At 37.3% G+C, this 15,250-nt stretch carries 17 protein-coding genes and 1 CRISPR repeat array; of the genes, 3 read left to right on the top strand and 14 right to left on the bottom strand.

Annotation, left to right across the window (positions count from 1 at the left end; genetic code table 11):
* The first annotated feature begins 249 nt into the window (after window positions 1–249).
* Window positions 250–708 (top strand): MarR family transcriptional regulator, encoded by a 459-nt coding sequence (locus tag CKV70_RS02625; protein WP_003721299.1) that lies wholly within the window; start codon window positions 250–252, stop codon window positions 706–708.
* Window positions 709–714: 6 nt separating this feature from the next.
* Window positions 715–1,074: a Lin0512 family protein gene (locus CKV70_RS02620; RefSeq protein WP_003721298.1), complete on the top strand. Its 360-nt coding sequence runs from the start codon at window positions 715–717 to the stop codon at window positions 1,072–1,074.
* 24 nt (window positions 1,075–1,098) lie between these two features.
* Here CKV70_RS02620 and CKV70_RS02615 read toward each other — a convergent pair whose 3' ends face one another.
* The 14 genes from CKV70_RS02615 to rpiB all read right to left on the bottom strand — a co-directional run bounded on the left by CKV70_RS02615 (window position 1,099) and on the right by rpiB (window position 13,534).
* Window positions 1,099–1,779 carry a type 1 glutamine amidotransferase gene (locus tag CKV70_RS02615; protein ID WP_003721297.1) on the bottom strand — a complete coding sequence of 227 codons (681 nt, stop codon included), beginning with the start codon at window positions 1,777–1,779 and terminating at the stop codon, window positions 1,099–1,101.
* 107 nt (window positions 1,780–1,886) lie between these two features.
* Complete coding sequence (locus CKV70_RS02610; RefSeq protein ID WP_014930835.1) at window positions 1,887–2,465, bottom strand: hypothetical protein; 579 nt, start codon at window positions 2,463–2,465, stop codon at window positions 1,887–1,889.
* A gap of 391 nt (window positions 2,466–2,856) precedes the next feature.
* A CRISPR array of direct repeats spans window positions 2,857–3,465; the repeat unit is 29 nt; unit sequence ATTTACATTTCACAATAAGTAACTAAAAC.
* Between the two features lie 238 nt (window positions 3,466–3,703).
* On the bottom strand, window positions 3,704–4,639 hold the full coding sequence (locus CKV70_RS02605) for a ribose-phosphate diphosphokinase (RefSeq protein ID WP_003725720.1): 936 nt from the start codon (window positions 4,637–4,639) through the stop codon (window positions 3,704–3,706).
* Between the two features lie 139 nt (window positions 4,640–4,778).
* Window positions 4,779–6,050, bottom strand: a complete 1,272-nt coding sequence (locus tag CKV70_RS02600; RefSeq protein ID WP_014600548.1) for a PTS galactitol transporter subunit IIC — start codon at window positions 6,048–6,050, stop codon at window positions 4,779–4,781.
* Between the two features lie 14 nt (window positions 6,051–6,064).
* Window positions 6,065–6,358 carry a PTS sugar transporter subunit IIB gene (locus CKV70_RS02595; RefSeq protein WP_003721293.1) on the bottom strand — a complete coding sequence of 98 codons (294 nt, stop codon included), beginning with the start codon at window positions 6,356–6,358 and terminating at the stop codon, window positions 6,065–6,067.
* A gap of 15 nt (window positions 6,359–6,373) precedes the next feature.
* Window positions 6,374–7,420: a galactitol-1-phosphate 5-dehydrogenase gene (locus CKV70_RS02590; protein WP_003730559.1), complete on the bottom strand. Its 1,047-nt coding sequence runs from the start codon at window positions 7,418–7,420 to the stop codon at window positions 6,374–6,376.
* Window positions 7,417–8,067 (bottom strand): ribulose-phosphate 3-epimerase, encoded by a 651-nt coding sequence (gene rpe, locus CKV70_RS02585; RefSeq protein ID WP_014600547.1) that lies wholly within the window; start codon window positions 8,065–8,067, stop codon window positions 7,417–7,419. Before rpe ends, CKV70_RS02590 begins: the two co-directional genes overlap by 4 nt.
* Window positions 8,068–8,077: 10 nt before the next feature.
* Entirely contained in the window at window positions 8,078–8,476 is a 399-nt protein-coding gene (locus CKV70_RS02580; protein WP_003721290.1) for a hypothetical protein, read from the bottom strand.
* A 16-nt stretch (window positions 8,477–8,492) separates the two neighbouring features.
* Complete coding sequence (locus CKV70_RS02575) at window positions 8,493–8,960, bottom strand: PTS sugar transporter subunit IIA (RefSeq protein ID WP_003733191.1); 468 nt, start codon at window positions 8,958–8,960, stop codon at window positions 8,493–8,495.
* A gap of 27 nt (window positions 8,961–8,987) precedes the next feature.
* Complete coding sequence (locus tag CKV70_RS02570) at window positions 8,988–9,590, bottom strand: KpsF/GutQ family sugar-phosphate isomerase (RefSeq protein WP_003733192.1); 603 nt, start codon at window positions 9,588–9,590, stop codon at window positions 8,988–8,990.
* A 3-nt stretch (window positions 9,591–9,593) separates the two neighbouring features.
* Window positions 9,594–11,654 (bottom strand): BglG family transcription antiterminator, encoded by a 2,061-nt coding sequence (locus CKV70_RS02565; protein ID WP_014600546.1) that lies wholly within the window; start codon window positions 11,652–11,654, stop codon window positions 9,594–9,596.
* Window positions 11,655–11,762: 108 nt separating this feature from the next.
* Window positions 11,763–12,413 carry a transaldolase family protein gene (locus CKV70_RS02560; RefSeq protein WP_014600545.1) on the bottom strand — a complete coding sequence of 217 codons (651 nt, stop codon included), beginning with the start codon at window positions 12,411–12,413 and terminating at the stop codon, window positions 11,763–11,765.
* A gap of 6 nt (window positions 12,414–12,419) precedes the next feature.
* Window positions 12,420–13,088 (bottom strand): ribulose-phosphate 3-epimerase, encoded by a 669-nt coding sequence (locus CKV70_RS02555; protein ID WP_014600544.1) that lies wholly within the window; start codon window positions 13,086–13,088, stop codon window positions 12,420–12,422.
* Window positions 13,085–13,534 (bottom strand): ribose 5-phosphate isomerase B, encoded by a 450-nt coding sequence (gene rpiB / locus CKV70_RS02550; protein WP_003721284.1) that lies wholly within the window; start codon window positions 13,532–13,534, stop codon window positions 13,085–13,087. Before rpiB ends, CKV70_RS02555 begins: the two co-directional genes overlap by 4 nt.
* Before the next feature lie 195 nt (window positions 13,535–13,729).
* Here rpiB and CKV70_RS02545 point away from each other — a divergent pair, with 195 nt between their 5' ends.
* Window positions 13,730–15,238 carry a glycosyltransferase gene (locus tag CKV70_RS02545; protein ID WP_014600543.1) on the top strand — a complete coding sequence of 503 codons (1,509 nt, stop codon included), beginning with the start codon at window positions 13,730–13,732 and terminating at the stop codon, window positions 15,236–15,238.
* The last annotated feature ends 12 nt before the right edge of the window (window positions 15,239–15,250 follow it).

The raw sequence follows: 15,250 nt of genomic DNA, 5'->3' as shown, positions 1-15,250 counted from the left end.
AATCGCTTTAAATAAGCATTGGTAGCGCTTTTTTATGCAAATAAAAGAAATTGGAAAATTCTATCAACGTAACATTTTGTACACAATTAACTGTTTTCAAATACTAATATTATACATTAGATGTTTTGTTTAGCAGAAAATATCTTCTTAATAATGCGAAAAAGCTTCTAAAAAAGTGATGCGCTAACTGTTATTGTGTCCCCTTATTTATGCTATACTGTTGATATTGACAGAAAAAGGGGTATATTTATGAACAATGAGCAAAACATGAATCAACAAATCGCTTTATTTTACTTCGGCTATAAAGCATTTACAGAGACCGCTGATTTAATTATTGCCAAACATTCACTCAAAAGATTACATCATCGTATTTTATTTTTCACAGCGCGGATGCCTGGACTTACAATTAATGAACTCTTAACTTTTTTAGAGATATCAAAGCAAGCCTTGCACCAGCCGCTCGCTGAACTGAAAGAGCGCGAACTTCTCACGATTGAGCAAGGCAGACGCGACAAACGCCAACGCTGCATCTTCCTAACTTCGGCAGGTAAAGAACTCGAAAACGAACTTGGCGATGCACAACGCAAACAAATGTCCGAAATATTCACCAATTCCGCCGATACAGACGGAATGCATTTTACTGAAGTAATGGAAGGCTATGCGAAAAACCGACCAGGTGCCGCTTTTATAAAAGATTTTAAGGAGTGATTTATGATGGAACAAATTCTATTTATCCAAACGGGCTTTGGCGTTGATGTCCACGGTCAAAACATCACTAAAGCAGCGGAACGAGCTGTAAGGAATGCAATTTTCACAAACTCGATGCCCGGTATTCAAGGGCTTTTACCAGATGGTGACTTACAAAACATGGTCGTTAATATCAAATTGGCGCTACCGTGTGACGCAGATCAACTCGATGAGGATACGATTCGCGCGATTATCCCTTATGGCACCGTAACTATTGAGAAAATGGCTGGCGGAATGATGACTACAAGCGGCATTTTCTTGGAAGACAAAGAGGACAAGAACGATTTAATGTATATCGTCAATGCTTCTGTTGAAACTGGATACTAAAGAAAAAACCATCTGACTTTCACGTCAGATGGTTTTTGGGTTTATTAAATAATCTAAAATAGCCTCAAGCATTTGTTTATTATCTTCTGGAACATCCTTCTCTCGCATTACTTCCACGCTTTGAACATATTTACCGGGTGTGATAAATGCCTCATCAATTCGCAAAATCGTCTCAATCCCCGCTTTTTCCATTTCAAAATGAAATTGTAAACCGATAATATTTTCTCCGTACAAAAAAGCTTGGTTCAAACAACCCTCACTAGCAAATAAACGCGTGGATCCAGTTGGCAATGCGAACGTATCTTGATGCCAGTGAAACACATTTAATGATTCTGGGAAGAACAATAATTTGTCGGAAGTTCTTTTGACGGGAAACCAGCCTACTTCTTTTTCTTTATTTACAGTGATTTCGCTTCCGAATGTTGCTGCGATTTGTTGTGCACCGAGGCAGACACCAAAAACAGGTTTATGTTGTTCACTTAATCGCTTTATTAGCTTACGTTCATCTTTTAACCACGGAAATTCTGCTGTATCATTTATTCCCATGGGTCCTCCAAGTACAATTAAAAAATCCGAGTCATTTGGAACATGAGCATTTTCTTCAAATAGAGAATGTATTTTTAACTGATGCTGATTTTCTCTCGCCCAATTCGCTATAAGTCCAGGTCCTTCGTGCGGCACATGTTGCAATACATCAATAATCAATTTATCAGCCCCTGTCATTTTTTTCTATTATGACCGAATTCTAAGGTTTGCGCAACTGAGATTTCTCTAAAAAAACACCTGATTAATAATCAGGTGTTCAAGTTTACTCATTTATATTTCCCTGCGACTTGCTCTTTAATTAATTGATAATTTTTTACTTCCTCTGTATTCTCTGCGATAAAATCAAATTTTTGCACTTCTCCAAGAATATTGAAATCTGCTAGAACAGCTTGGTCCTCTTTTAGACTTCCACCAAATTTACCATAACCCAAACTACTAAGAGGATATGTGTCTTTATCTTTTTCACCAAGAAAGATGGTATATTCTTGTTCCTTGTCTAATGCAATATAGTTTTCAACAGCGACATATTTACCATCGCTTAAATACCACGGTTCTGAAATATCTACTTTACTCCCTTTTTCTAGGTTTCCTTTGTAACTAGTCAAAATTTCTATCTCGCTGATAGTACTACCATCCTTGCCTATCGTTTTATTTTGAAGAAATTTTACTTTAACAATATTAGCACTATCATCCTCAAGTTCTTTAATATCTTTTGGAACTTTGTAATCTGCTCTTATTGTAATAGTCTTGGATATTTTAGTGTCTTTGGTTATTTTTTCATTCGGCGAGGAACAGCTTGCTAAGATTGTTGCTAACAATAATATGGGCACTAGAATCTTTTTCAATAGTAGAGTCCTCCTTATATGTATTATTCAGCTTACCTTCCCTTAAATTTTAGCATAGGTAGATTATGTTTTATAGTACAATCCATAGTGAAAAAACGGCTTTTTATTGCGTTTATTGCTAAATTGTTAACAGATTGCTCGTTTGACTATAATTATTCACAAAAAAACAAACCCAATTAATGAGGGGTTTGTTTTTTGGAATTTATTTGCAAGGAATAATTATAACGGAAATAGATAATCCTATGTATAACAGGTTTTCATTTATATTTCATCTTAAGAAATTAAAACGAAAGTCATTACTTTTGGTTATTTTGCTGCTTCTGCATTTACCAATTCTGAATGATTGAATAAAACAATACTACACGTTATTGTTGTTTTCCAAAGGAACCAAATTTACATTTCATAATAAGTAACTAAAACGAAATTGTAAAATCTATATCCGTTGATTCAACAAAATTTACATTTCACAATAAGTAACTAAAACTTAATTTGATAGTCATAATTTATTTCCTCCTATTTTATTTACATTTCACAATAAGTAACTAAAATATAGAAAGGAGTTGATACAGTGAAGGATGTTTTAGATTTACATTTCACAATAAGTAACTAAAACTTATAAACGACATTTTAGAAGCAGGAGTAGAAAAATTTACATTTCACAATAAGTAACTAAAACTGTAACGAGTGTTGCACAAGGAACAGGTCAGAGCGATTTACATTTCACAATAAGTAACTAAAACGCTTTGGTGGTATTGAGTGTAGGGACTTTGGTGGTAAATTTACATTTCACAATAAGTAACTAAAACTTGTAACCCATCGCTGTCCCTTTGACAAAAATCGCATTTACATTTCACAATAAGTAACTAAAACGCTACATGCTTGATGTGCTTTACACAAAAGAGAGCAATTTACATTTCACAATAAGTAACTAAAACGGTAGATCTCATTAACCAACAAGTAACAACTAAAGAATTTACATTTCACAATAAGTAACTAAAACCCACTAACTTTTCTTCTTACTCCCATCTTACCTCAAAGAGCTATTTCTGTCGACCTACCAAAAAACATCTAAAATCTCCTCTTATCCGGAAGATTTCCCCCAAGCAAATACCGCCAAACTTCTTCCACCCCAACCACTTACAACTTTCTGTCGATCCCCGGTATTTTTCACGCTACTCGAGGTCGACAGATAACAAAAAAACAGCAACTCTACTAAGTTACTGTTTTCTGCTTATTCTTTAAAACAACGGATGCAACGAGCGGTTTTCTTGTACGCCTTCGATTGCGCGGCCTAAGATTCGTCCGATGGAGATGGTTGTTAGTTTGTCGAATTGCTTGTCTTCTGGAAGATCGATGGAGTCGGATGTGATGACTTCTTTGATATTGGAGTTTTGTAAGCGTTCGGTTGCGTTTCCAGCCATGACGGAGTGGGTTGCGCAAGCGATAACTTCTACGGCACCTTTTTCAAGTAAAATATCAGCTGAAGTAGTGGCACGGACGCCGGTATCGATAATATCATCGACAACGATTGCGACTTTGCCTTTCACATCGCCAATGACACTCATAATTTCGTCTTCATGTGGTCTTGGTTTACGGTTTAAAATGGCGATTGGCGCGTTTAGTCGGTCCGCGATTCTGCGTGCGCGAACTACGCCACTGTGATCCGGCGCGACAACTACCACGTCTTTTTCTCCGTAATTTTCTATCAAATAATCACCAATTAGCGGAATTGCTGAAAGATGATCGATTGGAATGTTGAAAAAGCCTTGAATTTGAGCTGCGTGTAAATCTACTGTGATTAAACGGTCGGCTCCAGCTCTTTGAATTAGATTTGCCATTAATTTGGCGGTAATTGGTTCTCTTGAGCGAGCTTTTCTGTCCTGACGAGCATAGCCATAATAAGGCATAATTATATTGATGGAATGCACGGAAGCGCGTTTTAAGGCATCTACCATGATTAAAAGTTCCATAAGACGTTCGTTTACGTTGGAATTCATTGATTGCACAACATACGCATTCGTTCCACGGATACTTTCCTCAATATTAATTTTCACTTCTCCATCACTGAACTTCTGGAGCTCCACCTCACATAAAGGTATATCTAGATAATCTGCAATTTTTGTCGCAAGTGGTCTCTCACTCGTCACAGAAAAAAGTTTCATTTTGCCTGCCATTGCTATCTCCTTCCGCCGTACTAATTTCTTCTCCTTATTATTATATAGAACTGTCAATGTGTTGTCTACTAGCTAAAAACCATCGCTGCAAATAAAACAAGCATTAGCGCGAACTAATGCTTGTTTCATTAAATTGCAATTATAGAATACCTCCGAACCAATGCAGGCCGTAATATACAATCCATGTATACCACTGTGTTCCAACTGCTAGAGAGGTTACTTCTACAGCGTCTTTCGGTATATTATAACCAATTTGACCTGCAAGTTCTGTCATTAAAGGTGCCGCTGCTCCTGAAAGGTAGAGGGTGATAATGACGATAACAATACCTGTGAAAATCCCTCTAAATAAATTCCCTTTGGATGGAACAATAGCAAAAATCATGTAGAATGGAAGCGCCGTTAAATCAGCTAAAGGTAATACTTTATTTCCTGGCAAAACGAACGCTAAAATTAAAGTAATCGGAATCATGAGTAAGCCAAGCGAAAGTACAAATGGATGACCAATCCCCACCGCTGAATCTAGTCCGATAAATAGTTCGCGACCTGGGAAACGTTTTTCCATGAATTCATGGGCAGCTTCCGAGATAACCGTAAGACCGTCCATTAGAAGGGAAACCATCCGCGGAATAAGTACTAAACTAGCGGCAATGGTTACTCCGGTTTGCAGTACTTGGCTCAGCGGCATTTGAGCAATGGCAGCAAGTCCACCACCAATAATTAAGCCCATAAGCATCGGTTCGCCGAAAATACCTAAACGTGATTGTACTTTCTCTGTGGACCAATTAATTTTTCTAACGCCGGGAATTTTTCCGAGTAGCCAGTTCATTGGATAACCAACAAGCGCCCACCCGGTAGTTTGAATTTGTGGTAAAGAAATCCCCTCTAATCCTAATACATTCTCCACATCTTTTTGTGTCCAGTCAGCAATTTTGAAGATAATTGCCATATTGATAATCGAACTAAGAATCGCAATAATCATGCTTCCTGTTGTTAAGTAAAGTGCACTGGCGATGAAAAGTGGTTGCCAGTAATTCCAAATATCTACGTCCATTGTTTTCGTCCATTTAAAGGCAATCATTAAAATATTGGTTGCAATAATTGCGACGAAAACAAAAGGCACGACTTCTGTTCCCCATGCGAGTGATGACCCAACTCCCCAGCCGATATCCGTCGCGGTTAATTTGAAATTATAATTTTCTACGAGTGCTTTTGTTACTGGTGTAATTGTCGTTAACATGAGTGAGGTAATGACGCCTAATCCAACAAACCCAACACCAACTGTTAATCCCGCTTTAAAAGCTACGCTAATTTTCTTGCGGAAAATCACACCTAGAATGGTAATGATAATTGGCATCATAACTGTTACACCAAGGCCGATAATATATTTAAAGAAATCTAGAATAATATCCATTTTGTGCCCTCCCTTTAATCTTGAAGTATCGCGAGTATTTCATCGATTGTTTCTTGTTTTTTCAAGCCTGTTAAAAATGATCTTCCAATAACAACTGGGACATCACCAACATCTCCTGTAACAGTCGTTGAGCTAACAATAATATCTGGCTTGGATGTACTTACTTTTGATGCAACCTCTTGAACAGTGCATTGACTAATTTCATATGGAATGCGCTTTTCATCTAAAACCGCACGCACTTTTTTGGAAATAACAGTGGAAGTTGCAATTCCAGTCCCACAACATACATAAATTCGCTTCTTTTTCATCTTAAAATCCCCCTATCATTCTGGGAAAAATAATACTTTCCCGAAAAATTCATTTCTTTCATAGATTCGCTCAAAAACTTCTGGTCCTTCAGCAAGTGAAAGACGATGTGTAATCATTGGCTCAATGTTGATTTGTTTATTGGCTAAGAAGTGAATGGTTGTTTGCCACTCTTTTCCTGGAAACGGTGCAGAAATCGCATTCCATGAGCCCCAAACAGTAAGCTCGCTCCGAACAATTTTTTCAAAGTAAAAACGTTCGATTGTTACATCGGCGTATGGAATTCCGAGGAACACTACGCCCCCACCTTTTTTCGCATAGGCAAAAACTTGGGCAGATGTAATAGGTGATCCCGCAGCTTCTACAACTAAATCAGCATTTAGACCATCCGTGTGTGCAGCGACTACTTCTAATGGATCTTCTTTTAAAGAATTAATAACTACGTCTGCTCCTACTTCTTTCGCAAGCGCTAATTTTTTATCGTCTACATCAATTGCAATAACTCTTCTTGCGCCAAAAACTTTTGCCCATTGAATTGCTAGCAAACCGATATTGCCGCTTCCGACAACGACGACATCATCGCCAGCTTGTAATTTCGTATGATAAAATCCATGAACGACCACTGCGGAAGGCTCGACAAGTGCAGCAGCTTCATAATCTAATTCGTCTGGTATTTTTACTACATTTTCTGCTGGAAGTTTGATATACTCAGCATAGGCTCCGGGATGTCTTGCTCCGATTACTGTTAGCTTCCGACAGCGGGCGAATTCGCCTTTTTTACAGTATTCACACTCACCGCAATAGAGTGCTGGGCATCCGGCAGCCCTATCACCAATCTCAATATCCGTTACCTCACTACCTACCTCAATCACTTCTCCTGAAAATTCGTGTCCCCACACCATTCCTGGTACATACGGACCAAGTTTACTGTATCTCGAAATATCTGAACCACAAATCCCAACTGTTTTTACTTTCAAAATCACATCATCAGGCTGTTCGATTGTTGGCATATCTGCTTCTTCATAACGCAAATCTCTTTTTCCATATAATTTTAAAGCTTTCATTCTGTTAAAACTCCTTTCGATAACTTTTCCAAATTCGCTTCGATATCTCCTTCAAATAAATAAGATCCTACAACGATTAAATCCGCACCTGCAAGTGTGCATTCTTTCGCAAGTTCGTCATTTACTCCGCCATCTACTTCAATTTGAATAGGACGATTTCCAATATACGCTTTGGTTTTTCTGATCTTTTCTAAACTTGATTGGAAGAATTTTTGACCACCTAAGCCTGGATTTACAGTCATAAGCAAAATACAGTCAATATCATCTAACACGTATTCCAAAGTGCTTGGTGGTGTACCAGGATTTAACACAACTCCTGCGCGAACTCCGTAACTTTTAATGAGTTGAATTGTACGGTGCAAATGAGTTGTCGCTTCTTGGTGGACTGTAATCATATGTGCACCTGCTTCCACTAATCTTGGAATGTAACGATCTGGTTCATACACCATCATATGCACATCAAATTGAAGCTTCGTGCCTTTTTTCATCATTTTGATTTGATCAGGACCAAAAGCAATGTTTGGGACGAACGAGCCATCCATCATATCTACATGTAATAAATCGATGTCATTTTTCTCTAAGACTTGTAACTGTTCATTAATTCTGCCAATGTCTGCTCCAAAAACAGACGGAACTATTTTTGCCACTATTATCACCTCAAGATTGAATTTCTATGATTTTTTGTAACTTTTCTTTGTCACTTAGTTTTAATTTTTGTTGACTAAAATGGAGTAATTTAGTTGATTCTGGTGCATTTCGGGCAGATTTTACCCAAAATTCATTTCGGCTTGGCACGAGAATGTACCACGGTAGAGCTTTTTTCTCTGTTTGCCACGCTGCATATAATTCGTCCAGCTCCCACGTTTTCATTTCTGCTAACTGACTCATTTTTTTCGGTAAGTAGTATGCGAGTGTCCACTTGGCGTATAAAATGGTGGTGGCGTAAATCATTACTACAACCATAAAAATCAGCATATTATCTTCAATTAAGTTAACGACAAATCTACCTGGACTTCCTATTAGCCAGTCTACAAAACTTGCAAAAAAACTCCCCATCTATTCCCGACCTCCCTTAATTATTCTTAGAAAAATGTTCTATTGCGGAAAGAACATCTCCCGTTTCTTGCGCTTTAAGTAAGGTCGTCATCACCTCCTCGTCTTGAATAAGTTGAATAAGTGTTTGCAGCATATCTAGTTGTTCATCAGCACTCCTTAGCGCCATCATAAAAACAATTCTGACATCAATTGCTTCGTTATCAGAGGCCATTTCAATGAATGAAACTGGCTTCTTGAGTATTCGTACAGCAACAACTGGCCGAATAACATGTTCGCTATCTGTATGCGGAATTGCTACCCCGGCGTGCGCAGTTAGTAATCCTGTTGGAAAAACTTTTTCCCGTTTAATTACTGCATCTTTATAACTTGGCTTTACTGCGCCTACTTCACACAACTGTTCAGCCATTTCTGCAAGTAATTTTTCTTTATTTTGTTCGTTTGAAAATCGAACCATCTCTTCTTTAAAATATTCTAATACATCCAAATTGCATCCCTCCGACTGGCTGCTTGTTTATTTATTTAATAGTTTGTTTCCAACGGCACCACCAGGATGGATGACGGAAAACTGCTCTTTTGTGTAATTCATATAGGTCATTAAGCAAACAATAACTGCATCAAAACTTGCAATAACAGCCATTGTACTTGCCGTTGCTAACATATTAAACGGATCTGGTTCTTTGCTTACACTCACCGGGAAAAAGATATCTGCTTCTTTGGCGATAACGGAATCTGGGTTTTCTGTTACGCCAATCAGTGTGCTTCCTTTTGTTTTGCAAGCAGGAATTAAATTAAGTAATTCGCCTGTATTTCCACCTTTTGAAATGAGAATCAATATATCTTCTTTTTGAAGTACACCGAGAGTTCCATGCACAGCATCTGATGGGGTTAAAAAGACTGCTGGACGTTCGATACAGTTGAAAGAGTGTACTAATTTTTTCGCAGCGACGCCAGAAGTTCCGCAACCAGCTACGACAATTTTCCCAGTGCACTCGGCGATTTTTTCAACAGTTTTAACGAGAGCCTCTTCACTTGTTACTTCCGGCAAACGTGAAATCGCATTTGCTTCTTCTTGCCATGTTTGGTGAATATTATTTAAAATAGCTTGTTTATCCAAAATTTATTCATCCTCTCTAATTACTAATTGGTTGATTGTTTGCATGATTTTTTCTTTCGTTACATTTTCGAGCAAATCGTCTAAAATTTGGTGATTTTCGGCTAAATGAACGATTTGGTAAAGTGCTTCAATGTGTTGCTCTTTATCCACTGGTGCGATAACTATTACGAAATGAACTTGTTCTGTTTCTGAAAAATATACACCGTTTTTCACGACTAAAAGAGACATAGCGAGTCGATTGACCCCTGCATTAGGCATAGCGTGTGGAATGGCAATATCTTCACCGATAATAATGTAGGGATCGTGGAACTTATGGTTATCAATCATGGTCTTTACATAGTTTGCTGTAATTGCTTGTTGCAGTAACAGCGGCTGACTCGCTAGACGAATCGCTTCTTGATAGTTTTTAACATCCTCACAAATCATGATGTTGTCTTCGGTGATTAAATCATGTAAATAGACTTTTTTCACGCGTTTATTTTCATCTGTAGCTGTGTTAGCCGACAAAATATCAATAATTCCATCTCGTATTGCATTCGGATCCTTTATATCGGCGTTACGTTCCACTACTTCCATGATTTTATCAATACTCGTGAGCTGATTTCCCATTCCAAATAAATTTTGCAAGACGTGTTGCCGCAGTTGCGTTTTTTCGATATCATTCATAAAAGGCTGAACAACAAAGACATTTTCGCCATCTTTTAATGGAATGGAAGAAAAAACAATGTCTACTTCTGCTTTAAAAAAGGCGTATTCACGAACAGATATAGTTGGATAAAAATGGATTTCCGGGAATAGTTTTACTAAAATATTTTCCATAATTTTTGAAAAAGTAACCCCGCTCGGACAGAGCACAATCGCACGTTTTTGCTTATGATAGATATCGTTTTGTGGTATCATATCGCTCCCAATAAACAAAGAAATGAAGAAAATTTCGCCGGCTGGAATTTCACGACCAATAAATTTAGCAAGCGGGTCAAAAGCTTCTTTCACAATAAAGTTTAACGCTTCGAATTCTTGATTGAATTTTTCATAAAGTGTATCCTCTAAGTTCATTTGATATTTAATTCGGTAATAAGCTGGTTTTAAATGTAAGAGTAATTTTTCGATTAAGATGTGTTTGTTTTTAAGTGAAACTAGTGCTTTTTTCTCGAATAAGTCTAAGCATGTGAGGACAACTTTTTCCAAGTCTTCTGTTAATTTTTCAGTTAAAATTTCGCCGGAAAAAATGTTTGTTGTAAGAAGTTGTAATGTGATGAAAAGTCGCTCTTGTTCTGGAACTGGGCCGGTTTTTTCGAGCAAAATATCGGTAATGTGGTATTCTCGAGTGTCTGAAAGTGATTTCTCGTCAATATGAAAAGCAGTGTTGATTAAGCGCCGATCTCTGATTCTTAAGAACATCACGGATAGCAAATAGGGTAATAATTCGATTTGCTCATACGTGAATTTTATTTGCATCATCGCTTCTGCTTCTTCGAGTGTGCGGCGAATTTCCATAAGTTGGACTTTTTCAATTCCTGAATACGATAGGAAATAGTGCTCTCCTCGGAACATCTCTTTCACACTACTAACAACTTGTGTCAAAACCTTGCGCAGTTCCCACTCGCTTCCTGCTAACTGATAACCTGATGCTCTACTGTAAGTGACAGTAGTTTCTTTAGGCAGTAATTTTTGCGCTACTTTTAAATCACGAAGAATGGTATTTTTGCTTACTTGAATCTTCGTTGTAAAATGGGCGAGGGATAGTTCTTCTTTGGATGTTAAAAGCATCAGCAAAATCAAATTAGCACGTTCATTTTCAGAAGGTAAATATTCTACGCTCGGATCTCGAGTTTCTTTCTCAGAAAATAGCGCCGTAAGTTCTGGTTCTAATATAAATCTGCCGTTTTTGGAACGCTTTACTTCTGGATAATTTTTCCACTTGAGCCATTCATTTACTTTCTGAAAACTATAGCTGATTTGGTAACGCGATAATTTATACTTTACTTCGAGTTGTTTATTTGTAATGTTCGGATTTTTTATAACTTCTTGAAATAGTGTTTTACTTCTGTTATCCAGATACATGCGTCTCCCCCCTTTGATAGCCTAATTATAGCATAGGGTTCGGTGCTTAAGAATGCGCTTTCATCACAAGTTTTCTCCAAACACTTCCACAACATGAGAAGGAGATTGTTACTTTTCGTACAATACAGCATCTTCGTTAAAGACACGAATTGCTTCTACTGCTAAAACTTTATTGGTCATTTGCGAATAGATTTCATAAGGAATAGTTACCGTATCTGCGCCACTTTCATAGGCTTGCATTACTTGTCCGCTATGTTTAAAGCTCGCTGCCATAATCTGTGTTTTAAGTGCCTTTTTATCAAAAAAGTGACGCATTTGGGTGATCTCTTTAAAAGGATCGATGTTCGCTGCACTCATTCTATTCACATATGGGGCAACGAAATCAGCACCAGCCAAGGCCGCCGTGATTGCTTGATCAGCCGAATAAATAGCAGTTCCTAAGATTTGAATGGTTTTATCCTCTTTTTTGAGTGTATCTATCACATTAGTACCAGCTTCATGTGCCGGAATCTTAATAGCTATCTTGTCTTTCCCAAACATCGTTAATAACATGCGGGCATCTGCCAAAATTTCCTCATACGTAAAACCAACTGTCTGTACAAAAACTTGCTTATCCGTAAGTTCTAAAATACGATTAATCGCTGTTTGGCGATTGCATTTTTCTTTTACTAAAATGCTTGGGTTCGTTGTAATCCCTTTAAAAATGGAGCTGGCTTGAATTTTTTTCACGTCGTCTAAATTAGCTGAATCTAAATGCATTTTCTCTCACCTTTCTTGGATAATTTCTCTTAGTGGCGCTAGTTTTTCTGTGTAACTACCTGCCTTTTCGTTAAATAACGCTGCAGTTCCAACGACATAGACGTCCGCGCCAATTGGTTCAAGCAACCGAACTGTTTCTTCAAAAATATTACCATCTACTTCAATTAATGGTTTATTAGTGTGACTTTCAAGCTCTTTTTGAAGTTTTTTAATTTTTTCTAGGACATGATGCTGGAATTTTTGCCCGGCGAATCCTGGGTTAACGGTCATCATTAAAACCATATCGACTTTATCTAAAAATGGATAAATCTGTTCAATCTCTGTATCCGGGCTGAGGGCGATGGATGGTCTGATTCCTAGCTCACGAATATGGTTTATAGTCGCATTGACATCACGTGAAGCTTCTACGTGGAAAGACATATAAGCCGGCTTTATCGCCGCATACAAATCCACAAATTTATCAGGATTCACTGTAGCTAAATGAATATCTAGTAGCATTTTGGTATTGTTTTTTATATCTTGAAGGACATAGGCCCCCATTGCTGCATTTTCAACAAAAACACCATCCATCACATCACAATGGAGCATTTTTACATTTGCTTGTTCGAGGGCTCGGAGTTCGTCAGCAAGATGAAGCGAGTCTGCGCACATAATGGAAGCCGCAATCATTTTCATTTATCTTCCTCCCGTTCCTCAAGCTCCGCCAATTTTTGGAGCCTTGTATTATGTCTACCGCCTTCAAATTCTGCCACGAGCCATGTATCCAATAGAAGCAACGCCAGGCTATCACCTAGAACACGTTCACCAAGACAAAGTACATTACTGTTGTTATGTCTTCTAGTCATCATTGCTGAAAAAGCATCTGAAACGACAGCAGCACGCACACCTTTTATTTTGTTGGCTGCCATAGACATTCCAATCCCTGTTCCGCAACAGAGCACACCTAAACTGTTTTCAGTTGCAACAAAGTGTCCTACTTTAGCAGCATACTCTGGAAAATCGACGCTCTCTAACGAATAACAACCAAAATCTTTTACTGTGTAGCCGCTTTCAATTAAATGCGCACGGATTTTTTCTTTTAACTGAAATCCGCCATGATCAGCTGCAATTGCAATTTCCATGTTATCCTCTCCTTTCTCACCTTGATTGTAGCATCGGTCTCCTCCAAACTGTTAGAACTGTTCGGCACCATTTTTCCAATAAAGATTACACAAGTTGATTCTAAACCTTGTTTTTAGCTTAGTAGATATTATATTTAAACTAGTTTATACTCTATTAGTAGTAAGTACTTGCTAGCTAGCAGAAGGAGCATACAAATGATAAAAATATCTGTAATTATCCCCATTTATAATGCGGAAAATTATATAGAAAAAGCTTTTTCCAGTTTAAAAAATCAAACTTTAGCACAAAATGAATTTGAAATTTTATGTATTGACGATAAGTCCACAGACAACAGCCTTGGAAAATTAAAACAACTTAGCAAAATCCATAAAAACATGCGGATAATTAATTTGCATAAAAATTCAGGCGGTCCAATGATTCCACGTAATAAAGGAATTAAAGAAGCAAAAGGAAAGTACATTATTTTCTTAGATAACGATGATTATCTTGGTGAAGAGGCATTGGAACGCTTATTTATTCAAGCTGAAAAAAATCAATCAGAAGTTATTTTCGGGAAATATGTGGGCATAAATGGCCGAGGAGTTCCTCAATCTCAGTTTAAAAAGGGCAATAGAAATGAAGCAGATATTTTAGCTGATAATTTAGTTTATACACTTGCTCCCCACAAAATGTTTCAAACTGCATTTTTGAAAACGAAAAAGATTTACTTTGATCCGAATATTCTTATTGGCGAGGACCAATATTTTGTCATGAAAGCTTATGTTAACGCCAAAGTAATCACCGTTTTAGCCGATTATGACTATTATTACGTTGTATCTCGGGGCGATGAGAATCTTAGTATTAAAGAATCAAAAATGGATCCAAGAGAAATCTGTAAAGTTGTTCCAGCAGTCGTCAAGGAAATCGAAGCTTCTCCACTCCATCCAACTTACAAAAAAACTTTAATTCGCGCTTACATTCAACGTTATTTCAATGATTATATTACTGGCAATTATAACCTTGATTATAAAAATATGTCAGAAAGGCAAAAAACTTTTGTGCAAGTGATGAAAGATACAATTGTTTGCCATCTTGATGAAAAAATGAAAAATGAACTTCCTACTAAAATACGGTTTATGATTGATATTATTGCTGAAAATAATCCTGAAAAATTAATAGATGTTCGAATGCAAATGGAAAACTTTTCTAAAAACCAAGTCGTTAAAGTAGAAAATGGTTATATAAAAGGCCGTTTCCGCAAGATGCGACCTCAGTTAGCTTACGATGACGTGTACGATATTAACCACTTAAATAGTTCTAAAGTGCAGTTGCATTCAGTTACATTACAAAACAATAATTACTTACTTGATATTTCACTAGAGCAATCCCTTCTGACAAGGTTTCAAACAGCATTACGACTATGCTTGAAAGAACGTGATGGCAATCTAGAAATATGGATTTCACCATTAAAAATGCTATCAACAGAGCGGGGAATCTATGCTGTAGATAGCACTCTCTTTAACCACACGTGTATTTGGGATTTATTTATTGAGTCAGAAATTAATGGCTTTAAAAATCGAAAGCGCGTTGGTAAAGATAGAGACTTTGAAGAAATTGTATCTTCTAACAACACACCACTCCTCATTCAAAATAACAGTTATCAAATAAAGGCGTATTTTACAACGCCGTTTAGTAATTTATCTTTTCAAATAATAAGTGAATAAAAAAAGGTTGAA

The sequence above is a fragment of the Listeria monocytogenes genome, from assembly GCF_900187225.1.
GTDB lineage: Bacteria > Bacillota > Bacilli > Lactobacillales > Listeriaceae > Listeria > Listeria monocytogenes.
This window is presented reverse-complemented; position numbering and strand designations above follow the sequence as displayed.

Bases quoted from the DNA above. Each gene is read 5' to 3' on its own strand.
- CKV70_RS02555 (WP_014600544.1), bottom strand. From the start codon at position 13,088: ATGAAAATGATTGCGGCTTCCATTATGTGCGCAGACTCGCTTCATCTT.
- CKV70_RS02565 (WP_014600546.1), bottom strand. From the start codon at position 11,654: ATGTATCTGGATAACAGAAGTAAAACACTATTTCAAGAAGTTATAAAA.
- CKV70_RS02560 (WP_014600545.1), bottom strand. From the start codon at position 12,413: ATGCATTTAGATTCAGCTAATTTAGACGACGTGAAAAAAATTCAAGCC.
- CKV70_RS02605 (WP_003725720.1), bottom strand. From the start codon at position 4,639: ATGGCAGGCAAAATGAAACTTTTTTCTGTGACGAGTGAGAGACCACTT.
- CKV70_RS02580 (WP_003721290.1), bottom strand. From the start codon at position 8,476: ATGGGGAGTTTTTTTGCAAGTTTTGTAGACTGGCTAATAGGAAGTCCA.
- CKV70_RS02600 (WP_014600548.1), bottom strand. From the start codon at position 6,050: ATGGATATTATTCTAGATTTCTTTAAATATATTATCGGCCTTGGTGTA.
- CKV70_RS02545 (WP_014600543.1), top strand. From the start codon at position 13,730: ATGATAAAAATATCTGTAATTATCCCCATTTATAATGCGGAAAATTAT.
- rpiB (WP_003721284.1), bottom strand. From the start codon at position 13,534: ATGGAAATTGCAATTGCAGCTGATCATGGCGGATTTCAGTTAAAAGAA.
- CKV70_RS02595 (WP_003721293.1), bottom strand. From the start codon at position 6,358: ATGAAAAAGAAGCGAATTTATGTATGTTGTGGGACTGGAATTGCAACT.
- CKV70_RS02590 (WP_003730559.1), bottom strand. From the start codon at position 7,420: ATGAAAGCTTTAAAATTATATGGAAAAAGAGATTTGCGTTATGAAGAA.
- CKV70_RS02625 (WP_003721299.1), top strand. From the start codon at position 250: ATGAACAATGAGCAAAACATGAATCAACAAATCGCTTTATTTTACTTC.
- CKV70_RS02620 (WP_003721298.1), top strand. From the start codon at position 715: ATGGAACAAATTCTATTTATCCAAACGGGCTTTGGCGTTGATGTCCAC.